This is a genomic window from Entomomonas sp. E2T0 (assembly GCF_025985425.1).
GTDB lineage: Bacteria > Pseudomonadota > Gammaproteobacteria > Pseudomonadales > Pseudomonadaceae > Entomomonas.
On record NZ_CP094972.1, the window covers coordinates 626866 to 648017 of the forward strand.

At 36.7% G+C, this 21152-nt stretch carries 20 protein-coding genes and 1 riboswitch; of the genes, 5 read left to right on the forward strand and 15 right to left on the reverse strand.

From position 1 onward, the window contains the following. Positions 1 to 40: 40 nt before the first annotated feature. Positions 41 to 1423, reverse strand: a complete 1383-nt coding sequence (gene hemN / locus MTZ49_RS03020) for an oxygen-independent coproporphyrinogen III oxidase (RefSeq protein WP_264746920.1) — start codon at positions 1421 to 1423, stop codon at positions 41 to 43. A 392-nt stretch (positions 1424 to 1815) separates the two neighbouring features. Here hemN and crp point away from each other — a divergent pair, with 392 nt between their 5' ends. Beyond that, the gene (gene crp / locus MTZ49_RS03025; protein ID WP_264746921.1) at positions 1816 to 2463 is read left to right on the forward strand and encodes a cAMP-activated global transcriptional regulator CRP; all 648 of its coding nucleotides are present in this window, start codon (positions 1816 to 1818) and stop codon (positions 2461 to 2463) included. A 39-nt stretch (positions 2464 to 2502) separates the two neighbouring features. Here crp and trpC read toward each other — a convergent pair whose 3' ends face one another. From trpC to rpe, 6 genes are all read right to left on the reverse strand, one after another. After that, a complete protein-coding gene (gene trpC, locus MTZ49_RS03030; RefSeq protein ID WP_264746922.1) occupies positions 2503 to 3303 on the reverse strand; it encodes an indole-3-glycerol phosphate synthase TrpC in 801 nt (266 codons plus the stop codon). Then, positions 3300 to 4349 carry an anthranilate phosphoribosyltransferase gene (gene trpD / locus MTZ49_RS03035; RefSeq protein ID WP_264746923.1) on the reverse strand — a complete coding sequence of 350 codons (1050 nt, stop codon included), beginning with the start codon at positions 4347 to 4349 and terminating at the stop codon, positions 3300 to 3302. Before trpD ends, trpC begins: the two co-directional genes overlap by 4 nt. Next, complete coding sequence (locus tag MTZ49_RS03040; protein ID WP_264746924.1) at positions 4349 to 4942, reverse strand: anthranilate synthase component II; 594 nt, start codon at positions 4940 to 4942, stop codon at positions 4349 to 4351. Before MTZ49_RS03040 ends, trpD begins: the two co-directional genes overlap by 1 nt. A 12-nt stretch (positions 4943 to 4954) precedes the next feature. Continuing rightward, positions 4955 to 6430, reverse strand: a complete 1476-nt coding sequence (gene trpE / locus MTZ49_RS03045) for an anthranilate synthase component I (RefSeq protein WP_264746925.1) — start codon at positions 6428 to 6430, stop codon at positions 4955 to 4957. A gap of 270 nt (positions 6431 to 6700) precedes the next feature. Then, positions 6701 to 7384: a phosphoglycolate phosphatase gene (locus MTZ49_RS03050; protein ID WP_264746926.1), complete on the reverse strand. Its 684-nt coding sequence runs from the start codon at positions 7382 to 7384 to the stop codon at positions 6701 to 6703. Further along, a complete protein-coding gene (gene rpe, locus MTZ49_RS03055; protein ID WP_264746927.1) occupies positions 7384 to 8058 on the reverse strand; it encodes a ribulose-phosphate 3-epimerase in 675 nt (224 codons plus the stop codon). The genes MTZ49_RS03050 and rpe overlap by 1 nt, the downstream gene beginning before the upstream one ends. Before the next feature lie 162 nt (positions 8059 to 8220). Between rpe and MTZ49_RS03060 the strand changes: the two genes are divergently transcribed. Both MTZ49_RS03060 and MTZ49_RS03065 read left to right on the forward strand, forming a co-directional pair. Further along, entirely contained in the window at positions 8221 to 8499 is a 279-nt protein-coding gene (locus MTZ49_RS03060; protein WP_264746928.1) for a DUF5339 domain-containing protein, read from the forward strand. 161 nt (positions 8500 to 8660) lie between these two features. Further along, the gene (locus MTZ49_RS03065) at positions 8661 to 10577 is read left to right on the forward strand and encodes an ATP-binding cassette domain-containing protein (protein WP_264746929.1); all 1917 of its coding nucleotides are present in this window, start codon (positions 8661 to 8663) and stop codon (positions 10575 to 10577) included. Between the two features lie 102 nt (positions 10578 to 10679). Here MTZ49_RS03065 and MTZ49_RS03070 read toward each other — a convergent pair whose 3' ends face one another. From MTZ49_RS03070 to yihA, 8 genes are all read right to left on the reverse strand, one after another. Further along, a complete protein-coding gene (locus tag MTZ49_RS03070) occupies positions 10680 to 12068 on the reverse strand; it encodes an MFS transporter (RefSeq protein ID WP_264746930.1) in 1389 nt (462 codons plus the stop codon). A 250-nt stretch (positions 12069 to 12318) separates the two neighbouring features. Beyond that, positions 12319 to 12993, reverse strand: a complete 675-nt coding sequence (ribB, locus tag MTZ49_RS03075) for a 3,4-dihydroxy-2-butanone-4-phosphate synthase (RefSeq protein ID WP_264746931.1) — start codon at positions 12991 to 12993, stop codon at positions 12319 to 12321. A gap of 221 nt (positions 12994 to 13214) precedes the next feature. Next, positions 13215 to 13366: riboswitch (FMN riboswitch) on the reverse strand. A gap of 123 nt (positions 13367 to 13489) precedes the next feature. Next, on the reverse strand, positions 13490 to 14350 hold the full coding sequence (gene cyoE, locus MTZ49_RS03080) for a heme o synthase (protein ID WP_264746932.1): 861 nt from the start codon (positions 14348 to 14350) through the stop codon (positions 13490 to 13492). A gap of 13 nt (positions 14351 to 14363) precedes the next feature. After that, on the reverse strand, positions 14364 to 14726 hold the full coding sequence (cyoD, locus tag MTZ49_RS03085) for a cytochrome o ubiquinol oxidase subunit IV (RefSeq protein ID WP_264746933.1): 363 nt from the start codon (positions 14724 to 14726) through the stop codon (positions 14364 to 14366). Between the two features lie 11 nt (positions 14727 to 14737). Next, positions 14738 to 15406 carry a cytochrome o ubiquinol oxidase subunit III gene (gene cyoC, locus MTZ49_RS03090; protein ID WP_264746934.1) on the reverse strand — a complete coding sequence of 223 codons (669 nt, stop codon included), beginning with the start codon at positions 15404 to 15406 and terminating at the stop codon, positions 14738 to 14740. Continuing rightward, a complete protein-coding gene (cyoB, locus tag MTZ49_RS03095) occupies positions 15403 to 17457 on the reverse strand; it encodes a cytochrome o ubiquinol oxidase subunit I (protein ID WP_264746935.1) in 2055 nt (684 codons plus the stop codon). Before cyoB ends, cyoC begins: the two co-directional genes overlap by 4 nt. A gap of 2 nt (positions 17458 to 17459) precedes the next feature. Then, entirely contained in the window at positions 17460 to 18419 is a 960-nt protein-coding gene (gene cyoA, locus MTZ49_RS03100; RefSeq protein WP_264746936.1) for a ubiquinol oxidase subunit II, read from the reverse strand. Positions 18420 to 18668: 249 nt separating this feature from the next. Beyond that, positions 18669 to 19286, reverse strand: a complete 618-nt coding sequence (yihA, locus tag MTZ49_RS03105; RefSeq protein WP_264746937.1) for a ribosome biogenesis GTP-binding protein YihA/YsxC — start codon at positions 19284 to 19286, stop codon at positions 18669 to 18671. 211 nt (positions 19287 to 19497) lie between these two features. Here yihA and MTZ49_RS03110 point away from each other — a divergent pair, with 211 nt between their 5' ends. Further along, positions 19498 to 20202, forward strand: coding sequence for a thiol:disulfide interchange protein DsbA/DsbL (locus MTZ49_RS03110; RefSeq protein WP_264746938.1), 705 nt, complete (start codon positions 19498 to 19500; stop codon positions 20200 to 20202). A gap of 62 nt (positions 20203 to 20264) precedes the next feature. After that, positions 20265 to 21125: an endonuclease/exonuclease/phosphatase family protein gene (locus MTZ49_RS03115; RefSeq protein WP_413774171.1), complete on the forward strand. Its 861-nt coding sequence runs from the start codon at positions 20265 to 20267 to the stop codon at positions 21123 to 21125. Positions 21126 to 21152 lie beyond the last annotated feature (27 nt).

Below are 21152 nucleotides of genomic sequence, written 5' to 3' on the forward strand. Positions count from 1 at the left end.
ATCTTATTTTCAGCTTATATTCAATGTTTAGAAATCTTTTCTAAATAACTCGTGAGAATCTCTGCAAAATTTGCTCCGTCAAATAATGGTCAAACACCATACATACAGACCTTACTAGCAACCTACCAGCATCTTGTACGGTAATAGCATTTTCCTCTAATTTTATTAAGTTATCATTAGCCATTGCTTGTAGCTTAGGCAATACATCCTTGAAGTAGGATTTAAAACTAATACCAAATTGTTTTTCAATCGTCGTAAAATCTAAATAGAAATGACAAATCAATTGTTGAATAACTGCCCGACGAATACGATCGTCTTCATTGCAAATCAAACCACGTTTAACGGCCATCTGCCCCTGATCAATACAATCTTGGTAAGCAGTAAGATCACTTATATTTTGACAATATAGATCACCTATTTGGCTGATTGAAGAAACACCCAACCCAATCAAATCACAATGACCGTGTGTTGTATAACCTTGAAAGTTTCGACATAAAGTTCCTTCTTCTTGGGCATAGGTCAACTCATCATCTGCTAATGCAAAATGATCCATACCAATATAACGATAACCAGCCGCAGTTAGTTGCTCTATAGTTTCTTGTAAAATTTGTAATTTATCACTAGGGTTAGGTAATTCATTTGTATTAATACGACGCTGTGGTTTAAAGCGCTCAGGTAAATGAGCATAATTAAATACAGAAAGTCTATCTGGCTGTAGACCTATAATTTCTTTAACCGTTTTTGCAAATCTTTCAGGGGTTTGCTTAGGTAATCCATAAATCAAATCAACATTAATTGAGCGGAACTGCAACGTGTGTGCAGCATCAATAATAGCTTGTGTTTGTTCAAAAGTTTGTAAACGATTAACTGCTCGTTGCACCTCAGGATCAAAATCTTGCACACCTAAACTAACACGATTAAAACCTAGTTCGCGTAATAACCCCATAATAGTCCAATCTGCTTCACGGGGATCAACCTCAATACCAAAATCACAATCCGCATTATCTGCAAACTGAAAATGATCATGTAATGCTTTAATAATCTGACCAATTTGTTCAGTGGTTAAAAAGGTAGGCGTTCCACCACCAAAATGAATTTGTTCAACCACTTGATCTTTATCTAAATGCTTACTAACAAGTTCAATTTCTTTAATAAGTCTTTTAACATAAGGTTCACTATAGCCTCTATCTTTAGTAATAACTTTATTACAGCCACAGTAGTAACAGATGTTGGCACAAAACGGAATATGAATATAAAGAGATAATGGATTTTTAGCTTCTCGACTGGAACGTAATGCACGAACTAAATCTAATGACCCAATACCATCATGGAATTGTACAGCCGTAGGATATGAAGTATAACGTGGACCAGCCACATCATAACGACGAATCAACTGAGTATCCCAACGTACAATATTAGACATTACCTATACAACCTTAAATATAATTTATTGAATTTGCAGTCTATGAGTTATCAGCATTAGACTCCTTGACTTGTATCAAACAGACTATACTCGTTATTAGCCTATAGCTTTGGAACATAACCTAAAGCATGTTTTACTGAGAAACTCTAGCGCCCACTAATTTGTAAAAATATATAAATAATTACTTAAATAAATTTTTCTAAATTCGATTAGAAAATACGACTAAAGTTCTATGCTTGTTATTAATTTTAATCTATTAGTCACTATTTTTAGTCTTATTTGACCGAATTCACAACCAATCAATAATATTCTTGGCTAATTGTATATATTGTGCTTCAATGTATGATAGTTATACTCTATTATCAAATGTCAAAACCAAATTGGAAAACTCAATGATTGATTATAGTTACAACCCCAAATTAAAGGGGCTTACCAAAATCATTCATCATTTTAAAATTCACCATTATCCCGCTAAAACTTGTGTGGTTAACCAAGGTGATCGAGCAGATACCTTATTTTTTATGGTAAAAGGTTCTGCTAGTGTCTCCATCAAAGAAGATGATAAAAACATGATTATCTCCTATTTAAACACAGGAGATTTTTTTGGTGAGTTATCACTCTTTGATCCAGATAGAACAAAAAATGACGCTCATCGGACAGCGAGTGTTTATACTAAAGTAAGTAGTGATATTGCTGAAATATCCTATGCTAACTTTCATCAAGTTGCTCATCAATACCCTGAAGTACTTTATATTATTGCTAGTCAAATGGCCGCTAGACTTCGCCAAACTACTCGTAAAGTAACTGGCTTAGCCTTTATAGATACTGCTGGGCGGGTTGCACGTACACTGCTTGATCTTTGTAAACAACCTGATGCTATGACTCATCCTGACGGCATGCAAATTAGAGTGACACGTCAAGAAATAGGCAATCTTGCAGGGTGCTCACGAGAAATGGTTGGAAGAGTCCTAAAAGACATGGAAGATCAAGGCCTTATCACTGTCTCTGGTAGAAATATTGTAGTATTTGGAACACGTTAAAAAGCTACTTTAGTTAACAAGTAGCTTTTTTTCTAAAACCTATAATCTGAATAAGGACCTCAGTTGCTGACCAGGATGTTCAGCACGCATAAATGCTTCACCGATTAAAAAACTATAAATGCCATTATCCAACATTAATTGCACATCCTGTTGTGTTAGAATACCACTTTCCGTGACCACTAACCGATCACTAGGTATTTGTTTATATAACTCAACGGTTGTTTGTAAACTTACTTCAAAATTATGTAAGTTACGATTATTAATACCAACTAAAACTGTGTCTAACACAGTAAGCGCTCTTTCTAACTCGTGTTTATCATGTACTTCTACTAATACATCTAACCCAACTTCTCTAGCAGTATCCTCTAGCTCTTTCATTTGAGCATCAGTTAAAGCTGCAACAATCAGCAGAATACAATCTGCTTCAATAGCTCTCGCCTCAACTATTTGGTAAGGATCAACCATAAAATCTTTTCGTAATACAGGCAAATCACAAGCATTGCGAGCTTCTTGTAAATAAACCTCAGATCCTTGGAAGAAGTCTTTATCTGTTAATACAGATAAACAACTGGCACCACCAGCCTGATAACTTTGAGCAATGTCTGCAGGATAAAAGGGATCACGAATCACCCCTTTACTGGGTGAAGCTTTTTTAATTTCTGCAATTACTGCTGGTTGCTTATTAGCTGCTTTCTCCATTAACGCATTAGCAAAACCACGAGCAGGAGAGTTATTTTTTATTTGCTCATACAATTGACCAATAGGACATTTAGCAGAACGCTCTGCCACTTCTTCAAATTTTCGGGCAATTATTTTTTCTAATATTGTTGGTAAGCTCACCCTTCATTCTCCTGTTTATAAATTTGTGTAAAAGCAGCCAACTCATTCATTTTCTCTCTAGCAAGACCACTATACAGCGCATCTTGGGCTAATTGCACAGCCTCTTTTAAATCCGTTGCATAATCTGCTGCATAAAGCGCAGGTGCAGTATTGAGAATAATCATATCGGCTGCTTTTTTACCTGCTTCAGTATGACGACGACCTAAAGCATCCTGAATTAATGCTAAAGACTCTTGTGAATTATTAACAGTTAAACCCACCAGTGTTTGGCTTTTTAAACCAATCATTTCTGGTTCTAACCAATATTCTTTCACTTCACCATCTTTTAGTTCTGCAACATAGGTAGCTGAAGCCAAACTAAACTCATCCAAACCATCTCGTGAATGAACCACTAAAGCATGTTTACTACCTAGCCTTTTTAACACTTCAGCCATTGGCCTACACAGTGCTTGACTAAACACACCAATCACATGATGCTTAACACTTGCAGGATTGGTTAATGGCCCTAATATATTAAATAATGTACGTAGCCCTAACTCTTTACGTGGTACTGCTGCGTAATGCATAGCTCTATGATGATCTTGTGCAAACATAAAACCAATACCTATCACCTCAATACAACGTGCAATTTGCTCAGGAGAAAGGTGTAAATAGATACCTGCGGACTCTAATAAATCAGCACTACCTGAGTTACTAGAAACTTTACGATTACCGTGCTTAGCAACTTTTACCCCTGCCGCTGCTGTTACAAATGCTGTAGCAGAGGACACATTAAAAACATTAGCGCCATCTCCCCCAGTACCCACTACATCTACAACACCGTCCAACGAAGGAAGAACAACTTTCAAAGATAAATTACACATTGCTTGTACAGCACCAACAATTTCTTCGATGGTTTCGCTTTTCATACGAAGCCCCATCATAAAGGCGCCAATCTGTGCCTCTGTACACTCACCTGTCATAATTTGGTGCATAACCACTTGCATTTCTTCAGTGGTTAAATCCAGCTGATTAACTATACGACTTAATGCTTCTTTAATATCCATTAACGTATCCCTCTTTGTTGTTTTAAGAAATTCGCCAACATTTCATGACCTTGTTCACTTAAAATAGACTCAGGATGAAATTGTACGCCCTCAACCATCAACGTTTTATGGCGTAATCCCATTATTTCATCTTTTTCACCTGTCACAGTTTCTGTCCAAGCAGTAACCTCTAAACAATCAGGTAATGAATCTAAAGCCACTATTAATGAATGATAGCGTGTAACTGTTAGTGGATTATTTAATCCTGCAAAAACGCCTTGATTGGCATGGTACACAGGGCTTAATTTACCATGCATTGGTTCTCTTGCCCTTACAACTTGGCCACCAAATAACTGACCGATACTCTGATGCCCAAGACATACTCCAAGAATAGGTAATTTACCTGCAAAACGCTCAATAACCGCCAATGAAATACCTGCCTCATTAGGTGTACAAGGGCCTGGAGAAATAACTATACGCTCAGGTTGTAATGCGGCTATTTCTTCAACCGTTGTTTCATCATTACGTAATACCTTAACTTCAGCACCTAACTCACCAAAATATTGGACTAGGTTATAAGTAAAGGAATCATAGTTGTCTAACATTAATAACATTTTCTTACTCCTTTACTTAGTTTGACCAGCTAATATGACAGCTTTAAACATAGCTTTACGCTTATTAATGGTTTCCTCCCACTCCAAGGCAGGCACAGAGTCAGCAACAATACCACCACCAGCCTGCACGTGTAATTGACCATTTTTAATCACAGCTGTACGAATGGCAATTGCAGTATCCATATTGCCATTCCATGCCAAGTACCCCACAGCTCCGCCATAAACACCACGTTTTACTGGTTCTATTTCATCAATAATTTCCATAGCTCTGATTTTAGGGGCACCTGATAACGTACCTGCGGGTAAAATGGCTTTCAATGCATCCATTGCCGTTAAATCTTTCCGTAACTGACCCGTTACATTAGATACAATATGCATTACATTGGAATAACGCTCGATTATCATTTGTTCAGTGACTTTAACACTACCAATTTCAGACACACGACCTACATCATTACGCCCTAAATCAATCAACATTAAATGTTCAGCAATTTCTTTCGCATCACTTAATAAATCTTTTTCTAATGCAACATCCTCTTCTACTGTCTTACCCCGTGGGCGAGTACCAGCAATGGGACGTACAGTGATTAACTCATCTTCTACCCGTACCAAAACTTCTGGTGAACTACCCACCACATGAAAATCAGTAAAATTAAAGATATACATATAAGGTGTTGGATTAAAGCAACGCAATGCTCTATAAAGATCAATAGGTGCAGCATCAAAAGCTACTGACATTCGCTGTGAAGGCACAACCTGCATACAATCGCCTGCACGAATATATTCCTTAATAAGCTCTACTGATTTTTCATAATCTTGTTGGGTAAAACTAGCTGTATAATTTAACTCTTTCCCCTCAGGAACATCTAACTTTAGACCTGCTCGAGGGAATACGGGTTGGCGTAACCTTGTTATTAAGTTTTTAATTTCATTATGGGCTTTCTCTAAAGCCTGATCTTGTGCTGGATCTGCCAAAACAATGAAGTGTAACTTACCAGCAAGATTATCAAAAACTGCTACTTTATCGGCTACAAGCAATACAATATCAGGATTATTTAATGGGTCAGGATTAGGACACGGACCTAGTCTTTTCTCCACATAACGCACACAATCATAACCAAAGTAACCGACTAATCCCCCATTAAAACGGGGTAATCCAGCAATAGGTGCCACCTTATAAGCATTTTTAAATTTTTCTACAAAATCTAAAGGATCTGTTACATCTAAACTTTGAACTAACCTATTATCCGTAAAAACTTCTACATGATACCCCCTAACACGCAGTACCGTGCGTGCAGGTAAGCCAATAATAGAATAACGACCCCATTTTTCTCCACCTTGCACAGACTCTAGTAGAAAACTATTAGGGCCATCTGCCAACTTTAAATAAATTGAGAGGGGGGTATCAAAATCAGCTAACGTCTCTACAGCGACAGGAATACGATTGTAACCTTGTTCGGCTAACGCTTTAAATTCTTCAGGAGACATGAATCAAACCTCATTGGGTAAACACTATAAAAACACATTTGGTGAAAAACAGGCGGCCGTATGCGGCCTAATTAGCATTAGGCGCGCCAGCGCCAACGGGCTAGTGCCTTAATTACTCTCATCCAAAATGTGTTTTTGCTTACCACGTTTGTTTGATCCTTAAAGGATGGATTAAAAATCGATACTGATTACAGTAACGCAGCTTTAATTTAGAATCAACCTTTCTTTAACAAAAACTTTTAACAATTTATACTAATTGCTATCTTTAAATTATTTCAACAACTCCCTTAAGTCATCAATAACCCAATCAGGATCCTCTGCTGCAATAGACTCACCATGATTATAACCATAAGTTAATGCAGCACAGGGAACCTTAGCCGCTTTAGCAGCCCTAACATCATTTCTAGAGTCACCAATAAATAAAGCCTGCTCAGCTGTTATATTGGCCTGTTCTAATACATATAATAATGGCTCTGGCGCAGGTTTTTTCTGAGGTAAACTACCACCACCTACAATCCATTGAAAATATTGATTGATTTCTAACTCTATTAGCAATGGCTCAACAAATTCTACTGGCTTATTAGTCACTACAGCCATTTTAACAGCCTGCTTTTGCATAAAGGATAAAAAGGGCTTTACTCCCTCATATACATAGTTAGCATCATGATGATAAGGATAATACTCTAACAATATCTTAAAGGCTTTATCCCATAGAGCTTGATCAACAGGTTTATTATCATCACCATCAGTTAAGGCACGACGAATTAATACATCTGCACCGTTTCCTACCCAATTTCTAACACTTTCCTCAGCAGCCTCTGGTAAATTTAAATCCTGTAACGTTTTATTAACCGCAATAGCTATATCAGGAGCTGAATCTACCAAAGTACCATCCAAATCAAACATAATTAACTTGGGGTATGTACCTTGATAATGTTGTTGTAATACATTCATTAAATAGTCACCTTAGCTAGCTCTTTACGCATTGTTGCAATTGTTTGCTGATAATTAGTAGTATTAAAAATAGCTGATCCAGCCACAAAAGTGTCGGCACCTGCTTTAGCTATTTCCGCAATATTATCAACGGTAACCCCACCATCAATTTCTAAACGTATATCTAATCCTGACTGATCTATTAAAGCACGTGCTTCTTTTAATTTTTCTAATGTATTAGGAATGAATTTTTGGCCACCAAAGCCAGGGTTAACACTCATCAATAAAATCATATCCAGTTTATCCATCACATACTTTACAGCATCTAATGAAGTAGCAGGATTAAACACTAAACCTGCTTTACAACCACCCGCTTTAATAAGTTGTAATGACCGATCAATATGCTCAGAAGCCTCCGGATGGAAAGTAATATAAGTCGCCCCTGCTTCAATAAAATCACCAATCATACGATCTACTGGTTTTACCATTAAATGTACATCGATAGGTGCAGTTACTCCATACTTACGTAATGCCTTACAAACCATCGGGCCTATAGTCAAATTAGGCACATAATGATTATCCATCACATCAAAATGTACTATATCAGCTCCTGCTTCTAATACATCTTCGACCTCTGCGCCTAAACGAGCAAAATCTGCCGATAAAATAGAAGGAGCGATAGCGTAGGGAAACATAAGAACCTCATCACAAATTAAGGTTAAATTAAGGATAAATGACTACTATACACTTCATAAAGTGTAACATTTTAGGTTTTAATGTTAAGTGTTTTATTTTATAAATAAAATACTTAATGCAAAGTTTACTATTAAAAACAAACCGATAATAGGATTTATCAAATGAAAAAATTATTAGCTGTCTCTTTTTGTGGATTAATTCTTACTGGTTGTGGGGACAGTATTCCTTCTGAATGCACTACTACCTTAAAAGAATACGATGAGTTCATTACTCAACTTGAAAAGCAAGATCAAATTCCTGCACAAATGAAAGGGCAGTTCAAAGATTCTCGTAAACAACTTGAAGAAAGTCTTAAAAGCTTAACTAAAGAGCAAGCAGTTCAAACTTGTAAAACTGCTAATGCTTCATTTGCTCAAATGAAACAAATGCTACCTAAATAAGTACTCTCCTTAAAGCCAACCTATTTATTAGATTGGCTTTATTTTATATATCTTCTCTCTCATATAATACCTAACTAGCTATTCCTCTAGCACAATAACCATTAGTTTTCTTACTATTCCTATATTGAGTTATTAGCAAATCTGCTAAACTGCGCGCCATTATGATTAGATTAGAAAATATTAAATTACAACGTGGCCCTCAAATATTATTGGATGATGCAAGCCTTACCTTACATCCAGGCCAAAAAATAGGCTTTATTGGTGCGAACGGTGCTGGTAAATCGAGCCTATTTGCATTATTGCAAGGCCAACTGACCTTAGATGGTGGTGAACTATATATTCCTAAAGAATGGCGTATTGCTCATATGCGTCAAGAAATCGAAGATTTAGAACGAATAGCCGTTGATTATGTTTTAGATGGAGACACTCACCTAAGATCTATTCAAAAACAACTTATTCAGGCAGAAGCTGAGCATGATGGTGAAGCATTAGCTCATCTGCACACCGACTGGGATAACGCCAATGGCTATACTGCTGATGCAAGAGCTCGCCGTCTGTTAGCAGGCTTAGGATTTTCTAATGAAGAAATGGAAAAACCTATCAAACACTTTTCGGGTGGCTGGCAAATGCGCCTTAATCTTGCCCAAGCTCTCATGTGCCCTTCTGATTTATTATTATTAGATGAACCTACCAACCACTTAGACTTAGATGCTATTATCTGGTTAGAAGATTGGCTAAAAGGTTATCAAGGCACATTAATTCTTATCTCCCATGATAGAGATTTTTTGGATAGCGTTGTTGATCATATTGTTCATTTAGAACAACAGAAACTAACCCTCTACAAAGGTGGTTATTCAGCCTTTGAACGCACTCGTGTAGAACGCTTAGCTCAACAACAGCAAGCCTATGAAAAGCAACAAGCACAACGCGCTCATATGGAAAGCTTTATCACACGTTTTAAAGCTAAGGCCACTAAAGCTCGGCAAGCACAAAGCCGTATTAAGGCCTTAGAAAAATTAGAAGACCTAGCACCTGCTCATGTAGATTCACCCTTTAATTTCAGCTTCCGTGAGTCAGATAAAATCTCTAATCCTTTATTAGGTTTAAGAGAAGCTAGCCTAGGCTACGCTGATAAAACTGTACTTGCTGCTGTTAAATTACAAATTATGCCAGGTGCAAGAGTTGGTTTATTAGGTCCTAATGGTGCTGGTAAATCTACCTTGATCAAAACCCTAGCCGGTGAGTTACCGCTAATCAAAGGACAAGAAACACAAGGCGAAAATCTAGCTATTGGTTATTTTGCTCAGCATCAATTAGATGCTTTAGATAATCAAGCTAGCCCCTTATTACACCTACAAAGAATAGCACCAACAGAACGTGAGCAAACCTTACGCAATTTTTTAGGGGGCTTTGATTTTAAAGGTGATCGCTGTGATGAAGTAGTGGTTAATTTTTCTGGTGGTGAAAAAGCTCGCTTAGCATTAGCACTTATTGCATGGCAAAAACCTAACCTACTATTACTGGATGAGCCGACCAATCACCTTGACTTAGAAATGCGCCATGCATTAACCATGGCTTTACAAGATTTCTCAGGTGCTGTTTTAGTGGTATCCCATGATCGCCATTTATTAAAAAGTACTACTGATGAATTTTTACTGGTCGCTAATGGTAAAATTGAGAGCTTTGATGGGGATCTAGATGACTATACTCGATGGTTAATAGATTATCGTTCTAAACAACAACCCAATGTTCAACCCACTTCTGTAGCAGAAGAAAAAGTAGATAAAAAAGCCCAACGTCAACAAGCTGCTAACCTAAGACAAAAGTTAGCACCTTATAAAAAAGAAGCTGATAAATTAGAAAAGGAATTAGAAAAGATTCACAATCAACTAGCAACTATTGAAGAGCAATTAGCAGATACAAGCCTTTATGAAACTGCTCAAAAAGACCAATTACGAAAACTTTTAGATCAGCAAACTAGCCTTAAAACACAACAAACTTCAACAGAAGAAAATTGGTTAATGGCCTTAGAACAACTAGAAACTTTACAAGAAGAGCTTGCTAAAATGACCGATTAAGTTATAGCTATTTTAATAGTTTTTTAGATAAGGCGAATGGCTGAAGACTATATAAATAGTACGATTGAGCTATTCAACAAAGTATAAAAACTGGAAAATTAGCTATATGGGTGCAGAAGCTATTAATGCTTCCAACTGATCTGGCTTAATCATCTTCTTATCAACTTTCACATAAATGGCTAACTCATCAGCAGCCACTAATGCATCACTGATACCTGACTGTTGCATTAAATAAGGCACTAATTGTTGATTAGCTAGTTGATCACCGGTTAATGTTAGTCGAATACTGGTTACATAAGGAGGTTCTTTCATTTTAAAAATAACCAATAGCCAAATAACACAAATAACACTACTTCCTATAAATACTGCAGGCAAACCACCAAATTTAACCAACACCCCACTAAGTGAAGCACCAATACCTGCACCAAGAAACTGACTGGTTGAGAAAATACCCATAGCAGTTCCTCTTGCGCCAGCCTTAGCTACCTTACTCACCATAGAGGGCAATAAGGCCTCAATAGTATTAAATGCTATAAAAAATACTAGAATACCTGCTAACAACGCCCATAATGAAGGATGATGTAATAAAAAGAATAAACTGCACAATAACAAAATTACAACACAAGCTATTAATACTTGATGCAACTTACGCTTTTTCTCACCATAAATAATCATGGGGATCATACCAAATGCAGAGCCAACAAAAGCCACCAAATATACCCACCAATGTTGCTCTTTAGGTAAACCTGACTCATTCATCAATACTATGGGCAATGCCATAAAATTTACCATCATTACTATATGCACAGCAGCAATGGAAAAATCCAATCGAAATAAATCTAAATCTTTTAAAGTAGGCAGAAAATCAGCCTTAGCCACACTTGCATCGCGTCGAGATATTTGTTTATTCGGTCTTGGTACGACAAAAGCCATTAACAAAAACCCTATTGCCGCCATCACTGCAATAAACCAAAATAATCCATGCAATCCAAAATAACCAGCTAAAATAGGACCTGCTATCATTGCAATAGCAAAGGAGGCACCTATACTCATACCAATAAAAGCCATTGCTTTGGTACGGTGTTGCTCACGTGTCAAATCAGATAGCAACGCCATGACTACAGCAGAAATAGCACCTGTTCCTTGCAATATACGACCAATTAACACACCCCAAATACTATCAGACATGGCAGCAACAACACTGCCTAGCAAAAATAATAATAATCCAATTAAAATAATAGGTAATCGGCCAATTCGATCAGAAACAATGCCTAAAGGTATTTGTAAAAGTGCTTGAGTATAGCCATAAGCTCCTACAGCTAATCCGATCAAAACAGGTGTTGCACCCTGTAAAGACTGTCCATAAATTGCCATTACAGGCAATACCATAAACATCCCCAACATTCGGAATGCAAACACTAAAGATAAACCAAAGGTTGCACGAATTTCTGTTGGATTCATTTGTTCAACAGACTGATTTGTTGACGACATAAAGAACTTCTCAGGGTAATATCATAGAAAACAGAAAGTTTTTATAGGATGTATTATTTAGAAATTATTCCTACAACTTACCTTTCTCAAAATAAATTACGTGAAAGCTGTTAACTATACAGGAAAAGCCATTATTTACCTAGTTATCAATTGTTATTGATACATAATTATTGGCTAAAATTTGTATTAATCCCCACTTAATAAAAGCAGGGATATAACATATAAAAATAGCTAATATTTTTATTCAAGTTTAAACAACAACTGATCTTGCTGCGAATGTTTGTTGATTTGTCTGCATAGCCTGTTTTAATAGAAAATATTGCACCAACTCTGCTATTGTTAACATCGGCATATTATGCAACTTAGCAAAATCTTCTACTTGCTGCCCTTTAGCCATAGTACCATCAGGGTTAGTTAATTCGCATAATACTGCTGCTGGTTTTAAACCTGCTAATCGAGCGATATCTACTGAACCTTCTGTATGACCACGACGATCTAATACGCCATCTTTTCTAGCACGTAATGGGAATATATGACCAGGACTTACTATATTTCTATGTTGACTATTAGAAGATAAGGCTGCTTGAATAGTTGTCACTCTATCTTTAGCTGATACTCCTGTAAAAACACCTTCTTTAGCTTCTATAGAAACAGTAAAAGCTGTTTGATAACGTGATTGATTACTGGCAACCATTGGCATTAAAGCCAATTCGTCTGCTATTTGCTCTGTTAAACAGAGGCAAACAATACCGCTTCCCTCCCGAATCATCAGAGCCATTGTTTCTATACTAATATTTTCAGCAGCAGCTACAATATCGGCTTCATTCTCGCGATTATCATCATCAGATAGTAATACAGGTAAACCTTGCTGATAGGCATTTATAGCAGCGGTAATTCTTGGAAAATCATTTAAAAGGGTTAACATTTGAAACGCTCCTCGCAAATAATATTAAAAATGGGCGATAAACGTTTCAGGGCATAGCTATAAGAATAATTTTTCTTATAGTCACAAAGCTACAGAACAACAAATATATCTATTATCCTACATTTTTATATATCGTTGAATGACTTTGTTGTACTCGTTGTACTGTTTTGAGTCATTCGCCTCGTCTAAAATTGTATAACAACAGCTATAACATTGCTGAGATGCATCTTCTTTCATCCGGACTATAACCGTCGGCTTTGGATTTTAACCAAATCAGCTGCCTTTCTTCGTATAATTATAAGAAAGCGCTCGCGGGCTCATCTGTGATAGATTTACCGCCGGTGGGGAGTTTCACCCCGCCCTGAAGACTTTTTTATAATACGCTTATTTAAGACAAATGAAAACAACCCATAAATTAGATATTTATAGGAAATAAAGAAACAAGAATGTGAAACTAGATATAAAGCTTTTTATTAAGTAAATAGAGTAATCTAAATTACTGCACCCAATTAACTTCAAAAGACATCATTACACTTAATACAGTAATGGCCAGAATAGAAATCATAAATAGGCGTTTTGCCCACTGTACTTCATTAGCTTTACTATAATCTTTAATAGCAATAAATAACCAATAAACACTGATTAAACCCGTTACTATTAAAAAACCAATACCTGCATAATCACAGATATACAAAGACACAGCCGCAGCGGTGAAGGCTACGATATAACCAACAATATGACGTTTAGCAATGTTAATACCGCGTTTTACTGGCAGTACAGGTATTTCAGCTGCCTTATAATCACTAAAACGGAAGATAGCAATGGCATAAGAATGAGGCATTTGCCATAAACAGAAAATTAATAACAAAATAGCTGCACCTAAATCAAACTGTCCACTGGCAGCACAATAACCAATTACAGGTGGTGCGGCTCCTGATAGGCTACCAATAATAGTGCCGTACTCAGAGTTTCTTTTAAAATAAAGGGTATATAATCCTACATAAACCACAAAGCCCATAATGGCAAAGCCTAATGCAAGATCATTAGTAAAAAAATGAAGAGTAAGCGCACCAGCAACACCTAATGTTGTTGCATAAATAAGTGCTATGGTAGGAGAAATTAATCCTTTAACCATTACACGATTCTTGGTGCGCTCCATCATTGAGTCAATGTCTCTATCAACATAGTTATTAAAGACACAACCTGATGCCACAACGAAAGAAGTACCGATCATCACTGCCACCAATTTAGCGAAATCAAAATGACCTTGAGAAGCCAAAAAGAATCCACCAATGACTGCAATCAAATTACCAAAAATGATTCCTGGTTTAGTGATAAGCAAATACTTCTTCAACATTGTAGTATACCTCTTACTTATCTGTGCTCATGTGCTGATGCATCATTTGCATACTGTGATGTTGCTTATCGCTCATCATATTCTTCATTGAGTTTTCCATTACCCAAACTGAGCCAATAACAATTATGAGAATTGTCGCTACAGCAAAGATAAAGGTCATCAAATGCCAACGCTGTGGTTGTGAATAGTCAATGTGTAAGAAACATACAACATGCACAATTACTTGCACTACAGCAAATACTACTAATATAAAGAAATTAGGAGTACCAGTCATTGCCATATAAAATGGAATGACTGTTAAAATGACAGCTAGTACAAAGCCAACTAAATAGCTTGATACTGTGCCATGTCCTGATGATGTTTTATGATCACTCATTACATAACTCCTTAAAATGAAGCGTATGCTTTCAAGTAAACGAAAGTAAATACACAAATCCAAACAATGTCTAAGAAGTGCCAGAATAAGCTTAAGCAAGATAAACGAGTATTAACTTTATTAGTTAAACCTTTACCTGCTACTTGAGCAATCATCACTAACATCCACACTAGACCACAGGTTACGTGTAATCCGTGAGTTCCCACTAAAGTGAAGAACGCAGACATAGTTGCATTAGTGCTTGGACCATTACCCATTGCTACTAGGTGATGGAACTCATACACTTCCATGCTAATGAACGCCGCACCTAATACAAAAGTAATTAATAACCAAGACATTACTTGGCCTTTATTATTTTTGTGGGCAGCAACCATTGCAAAACCATAAGTAATACTACTGAAAAGTAAGATAAACGTTTCAGTTAATACAAATGGTAATTCAAAAAGCTCTTTAGCATTGAATGGTACGGTTTGCCCTGCTGCATTTACCATTGATGGAAAATACATCGCTACGCCATATGATGGATCAAGAGTAGCATACACAGCAAACAAACAACCAAAGATCATTAAATCGGTAAGGATATATACCCAAAAACCGAAAATTGTTATAGAACTAGAGTCATGATCATGATGACCATGGTCTGCTCCATGCACAGGATTTTTCAAAGTATCAGCTGTCATGACTTAATACCTGCCTTTGCTAAATTCTCAAAACGTTCATTTTCGATGCGTTCTACTTCTTCTGCAGGGATATAGTAGTCAGTATCATCGCTGAATGTGTATACAATGTAGGTCAATACTGCTAGACCAAATCCAACGATAGTTAACCACCAGATGTGCCATACAATAGCAAATCCCCATATAGCAGTTAGAATGCCGATAATAGTACCTGTACCAGTATTTTTAGGCATATGAATCGCTTCATATTTCTCAGGACGTTTATAAGCTTCACCTCTTTCTTTTAACTTATGGAATGCGTCGATACCATAAATTTTTGGAATAACAGCAAAGTTATAAATAGGTGGTGGAGAAGAAATGGACCATTCTAAAGAACGACCACCACCCCATGAATCACCTGTTAAGTCACGAGTTTGGTTACGTTGAATAATACCTACAAGTAATGAAAGGATTAAACATACTGTACCAATTAAGATAAAGAATGAACCAATCATTGCAATGAAGAAATAAGTAGCATATTCAGTAGTTTGGAATTGACTCATACGACGAGTTAAGCCCATAAAACCTAATGCGTATAATGGCATGAATGATAAGTAGAAACCAATCAACCAACCCCAGAATGCACATTTACCTAGCTTCTCATTCATTTTGAAGCCAAACCATTTAGGGAACCAGAATACAACACCCGCTAAGTAACCAAATACCACACCACCGATAATAGTGTTATGGAAGTGAGCTACTAAGAACAAGCTGTTATGTACTACGAAATCGATAGGAGGAACAGATAACATAACACCTGTCATACCACCGATAGTGAACGTAACTAATGCACCAACAATCCAATACATAGGTGATGTGAATCGGACTCGACCTTCATACATGGTGAAGATCCAGTTGAATACTTTCACACCTGTTGGAATAGCAATGATCATCGTCATTACACCGAAGAAGGCATTAACGTTACCGCCAGCACCCATGGTGAAGAAGTGGTGACCCCATACTAAAAGACTAAGCACAATGATTGCTACAGTTGCATAAACCATTGTTTTATAGCCAAATAGTGGCTTACCAGAGAATACAGGCACGATTTCTGAGTAAATACCAAAGGCAGGTAATACTAAGAAGTACACTTCAGGGTGACCCCATGCCCATACTAAGTTGATATACATTTTCGCGTTACCACCCATATGATTGGTGAAGAAGTGGTAATCGAAATAACGGTCTAATGTTAATAATGCATAAGCAACAGTCAAGATTGGGAAAATACAAGCAGCTAAAATGTTAGCAGCAAGACATGTCCACGTAAAAATAGGCATTTGCATTAAAGTCATGCCAGGCGCACGCATTTTGAAAATGGTAACAATAAAGTTAATTGCACCAATTGTCGTGGCCACACCAGAAAGCTGCAAGCTCCACAGGTAATAGTTCATACCTACGGTAGGTGCTCCCTCCAGTCCCATTTCAGGGGCATATGCTAACCAACCACCTGTTGCGAAATCACCCACACCTAAAGAGATATTACAAACGATAACACCAGCAACTGTTAACCAGAAACCGAAGTTATTTAAGAATGGGAAAGCAACGTCACGTGCACCAATTTGTTGTGGTAAAAGAATATTCATTAAACCAAACAATAATGGAGTAGCCATGAAGAAAATCATGATCACACCATGGGCAGTGAAAATTTGGTTATAGTGGTCAGGTGGTAAATAACCAGCTGTCACACCATCTACGTGGGGGGTAGCAGCGGCCATTGCTTGATGGGTACGCATTAATAATGCATCAGCAAAACCACGTACTAACATCAAAACAGATACCACAATATACATGATACCAATTTTCTTATGGTCAACTGAAGTTAACCAATCCTTCCAGAGAGGTTTCCACCATCCCATGAAAGTAATTAAAGCTAATGCAACAACTCCTAAAACAAGAACGACACCAATCGTCCACATAACGATAGGCTCGTTTGTTGGAATTGCATCCAGTGACAAATAACCTGTGAGGTTATTATATTTGTCTGGATTTAAGTCTCCACTATGAAAACCCGACATAATTAGTGACCTCCAACAGATGCTGATTGATGAGAAGCTGCCTGTGGTTTAGGTTCTGGAATATATGATTCAAGAATATCTTCAAATAATCCATCCTTACCATATTGGCTAGGAGTCAAGTTATAGAAAGCAACTGGCTCAAATGATGCCATATTTTCTTTCAATCTAAACTCTTGATATGCTGCTGGTGTTAAAGAACTTACATTAACACTGTCACCTGTCACTTGATCTTTTGCTTGACCAGATTTTACATCTGCAACCCAAGCATCAAAATCAGCTCTGGTTTTTGATACAGCTTTAAATAGCATGTATGAATAACCATAACCAATAAAGTTAGCAGCTGTACCTTGGAATACACCTGGCTCATCAGCCATTAAATGTAACTTAGTCTCCATACCAGCCATTGCGTAGATTTGACTACCTAATTGCGGAATGAAGAAAGAAGTAATAGTTGTATCAGAAGTGATTGCAAACTTAACAGGCGTTTTTTCAGGAAAAACTACTTGATTAACTGTTGCAATGCCTTGTTCTGGATAAATAAACAACCATTTCCATTTAAGTGCTACAACCTGAATTGTCATTGGTTTCTCGGAAGAAACATGTGCAGGAATTGGATTAGAAGGTTCAACTTTGTGAGTATAGTAATAAGTTAAACTGCCTAATATTAGAATGATAATAATAGGTACACCCCAAACCATAGTTTCAATTTTCATTGAAAAATCCCAGTTAGGAGAATACTTTGCATTGTTACCTTCACGGTACTTAAAAGGGAAATATAAAGACATGAAGATTGCTGGAATTACCACAATAAGCATTAAGCATACTGAGATAACAATCAACGTTTTGATTTCATGACCTATATATCCTTTAGGGTTTAACAAAGCCGCATCACACCCACCTAATAGTACTAAGGAGAGCAGAAGTGGTATGGTAAACAAACGCAGATATCTTCGATTTCTCATCTCTCAACCTCTTTAGAGGAGCCTTTACCATTATTTTCAACTTAAAAACTGTTGCTCTTTTGTATACCTATTATTCTTTGATCCAGTAACAACAAAATACACACTGAACAAACGAAAAATAGTTAAACGAAAAATAAATAGTTTTTAAGCACTTAGTTTTATTTGAGCAGAGACTACTCAAACATCGAATTTACACATCTTGCATATCACAAAACGGAAAATTACCACAATCAATTGTAACAGATTTATTCAAGGCTCGAAGTGTAGCCATTGTCGCAGTACGGCCGATGCTTCGCTAAGACCTTGACGCTTGATAGAAGAAAAAAGTTGAATAGAAACAGACGTGTTTTGATAGTCAGCTAACTGTTGTTGTACTTTTAATAAAGTAGTTTTTGCGACACCAAAGGTGAGCTTATCTGCTTTAGTGAGCAAAATATGTACAGACATTTTTGACACATCAGCCCAATCCAGTAACATTTTATCGAACTCTGTTAATGGATGGCGAATGTCCATCATTAATACAATACCTTTTAAAGATTCTCTAGTAGATAAATAGGCATCCAAATGTTTTTGCCAATGCTCTTTTAAAGGTAATGGTACTTTAGCATAACCATAACCTGGTAAATCGACAAAACGACGCTCATTATCAACTGCAAAAAAGTTAATTAATTGTGTTCGTCCTGGGGTTTTAGAGGTTCTAGCTAAATTAGCATGAGTTAACGCATTAATAGCACTCGATTTACCTGCATTAGATCGGCCTGCAAACGCTACTTCATAACCCACATCTGGTGGGCACTGGTCTACCTTAGCAGCACTTGTTAGAAAAGCAGCTTTTTGGCACAACCCCATAAATTTATTTGCAGACATATAGAAACCTTAACACAACAATGAATAACATAATATCATAATGTTTGCATTACCAAACTTTAAATATTCTATTATTAACTAATGTGAATAGATTAATTATTTACACTCTGTCACAAACCGAGCACAACTAATTATTGCATTTCCCATTTAATTAGGTATTGTACTGCTCTAAAATTAATTATTTGTTGTTAACTCTATAATGGAGAGAAATATGCGTCGTTTGTTTATGGCAGGAATGATTACATTCATCACACTTTTTTGTGCCAGTGTTTATGCACAAATTGGTGTTTTAGCACTTCCTGAACCACAAGCTGGTAAAGAATATACTATTCTACCCACCCCTGTTCCTACTTCAGAACCTAATAAAATAGAAGTAACAGAAGTTTTTTGGTATGGTTGCCCTCATTGTTATGATTTAGAACCTATCATTAACAAATGGTCAAAAAATTTACCCGCAGACGTTCACTTTGTACGTATGCCAGCATTATTCAGCAAACTATGGAACATCCATGGTCAATTATTTATTACTTTAGACACCTTAAAAGTAGAAGATAAATTACATTCTGCTGTGTTTGAGTCTATTCGCCAGCGCAAAAACTTATTACTTACACCAGAAGATATGGCTGATTTTGTTGCTCAACATGGTGTTGATAAAGCTAAGTTCTTAGAGACTTATAACTCTTTTGGTGTTCAAGCCAGAATGGAAAAAGACAAAAAAGTCTTAAATAAATATGGTATTACAGGTGTACCAGCCATTATTGTTAATGGTAAATACCGTATTGACTTTAATGATAATGTTGCAGAACCTGCTGATTTAATGCGAGTAACTAACTATTTAATTGAAAAAGAACGCGCTGCTTTAAAACCAGCTAATGACAGTTCAGTTACAGAAAAAGCAGCAGCAACTGCAAATTAAAGTATTTTCTTATAAAAAAACAGTGTTATCATTTTTAACATAAACAAGAATGGATAATATCTGTGATAAAGATTAAAAAGAAAAAAGAGGTCGCTACTCACCTTTCCCCCCAAATTAATAAGGAGAGTAGCCCCATTATTCTACCCCCACAAGGAATAATGAAACTCTTAACTTTTAATATTCAAGTGGGTAATAACACTAGCCAGTTTCATCACTACTTTACAAGAAGCTGGCAACATGTGTTGCCCTATAAAGATCGTGCTAAAACCCTACAACGCATTGCGGAACTAATCAACAAATATGATCTTGTTGCACTACAGGAAGTTGATGGTGGTAGCTTGCGATCTAGCGGTATTAATCAAGTAGAGTTTTTAGCCAAATTGGCTAAATTTCCCTATTGGCACCAGCAAACCAATCGCAACCTTGGCAAACTAGCTCAACATAGTAATGGCATGTTAAGCCGTTTCAAACCAACACTTATTGAAGACCATCCACTACCTGGCATGCGCGGCCGAGGCGCGATCTTTACTCGCTTTGGTGAAGGTGAAGATGCCTTAGTCGTTGTGGTAATGCATCTAGCTTTACGCAGAAAAGCACGTAAAGAACAACTAGATTATATTTACAATATGATTACGCCTTATAAATACCATATTTTAATGGGTGATATGAATGCAGGTACTGTTGAGTTATTGGAAGATTCCGCATTAAAAAATCTTGACCTTGTATTCCCCCAAACAGAGGCTACCTATCCTAGCTGGAACCCCAAACATTGTCTTGATCATATTCTATTAAGTTCAGAACTAAAAATAGAACAAGTTAATGTTTTACAACAACCTATATCAGACCATTTACCTATTGAAGTCGATATCCGTTTACCTGATGCTATACTAGCTAATATCAATCACTTTTATAATAAGTCTTAAAATCACTATTATTCCTTACTAGGAATA

Bases quoted from the DNA above. Each gene is read 5' to 3' on its own strand.
- hemN (WP_264746920.1), bottom strand. From the start codon at position 1,423: ATGTCTAATATTGTACGTTGGGATACTCAGTTGATTCGTCGTTATGAT.
- crp (WP_264746921.1), top strand. From the start codon at position 1,816: ATGATTGATTATAGTTACAACCCCAAATTAAAGGGGCTTACCAAAATC.
- trpD (WP_264746923.1), bottom strand. From the start codon at position 4,349: ATGGATATTAAAGAAGCATTAAGTCGTATAGTTAATCAGCTGGATTTA.
- MTZ49_RS03040 (WP_264746924.1), bottom strand. From the start codon at position 4,942: ATGTTATTAATGTTAGACAACTATGATTCCTTTACTTATAACCTAGTC.
- trpE (WP_264746925.1), bottom strand. From the start codon at position 6,430: ATGTCTCCTGAAGAATTTAAAGCGTTAGCCGAACAAGGTTACAATCGT.
- MTZ49_RS03050 (WP_264746926.1), bottom strand. From the start codon at position 7,384: ATGAATGTATTACAACAACATTATCAAGGTACATACCCCAAGTTAATT.
- rpe (WP_264746927.1), bottom strand. From the start codon at position 8,058: ATGTTTCCCTACGCTATCGCTCCTTCTATTTTATCGGCAGATTTTGCT.
- MTZ49_RS03060 (WP_264746928.1), top strand. From the start codon at position 8,221: ATGAAAAAATTATTAGCTGTCTCTTTTTGTGGATTAATTCTTACTGGT.
- MTZ49_RS03065 (WP_264746929.1), top strand. From the start codon at position 8,661: ATGATTAGATTAGAAAATATTAAATTACAACGTGGCCCTCAAATATTA.
- MTZ49_RS03070 (WP_264746930.1), bottom strand. From the start codon at position 12,068: ATGTCGTCAACAAATCAGTCTGTTGAACAAATGAATCCAACAGAAATT.
- ribB (WP_264746931.1), bottom strand. From the start codon at position 12,993: ATGTTAACCCTTTTAAATGATTTTCCAAGAATTACCGCTGCTATAAAT.
- cyoE (WP_264746932.1), bottom strand. From the start codon at position 14,350: ATGTTGAAGAAGTATTTGCTTATCACTAAACCAGGAATCATTTTTGGT.
- cyoD (WP_264746933.1), bottom strand. From the start codon at position 14,726: ATGAGTGATCATAAAACATCATCAGGACATGGCACAGTATCAAGCTAT.
- cyoC (WP_264746934.1), bottom strand. From the start codon at position 15,406: ATGACAGCTGATACTTTGAAAAATCCTGTGCATGGAGCAGACCATGGT.
- cyoB (WP_264746935.1), bottom strand. From the start codon at position 17,457: ATGTCGGGTTTTCATAGTGGAGACTTAAATCCAGACAAATATAATAAC.
- cyoA (WP_264746936.1), bottom strand. From the start codon at position 18,419: ATGAGAAATCGAAGATATCTGCGTTTGTTTACCATACCACTTCTGCTC.
- yihA (WP_264746937.1), bottom strand. From the start codon at position 19,286: ATGTCTGCAAATAAATTTATGGGGTTGTGCCAAAAAGCTGCTTTTCTA.
- MTZ49_RS03110 (WP_264746938.1), top strand. From the start codon at position 19,498: ATGCGTCGTTTGTTTATGGCAGGAATGATTACATTCATCACACTTTTT.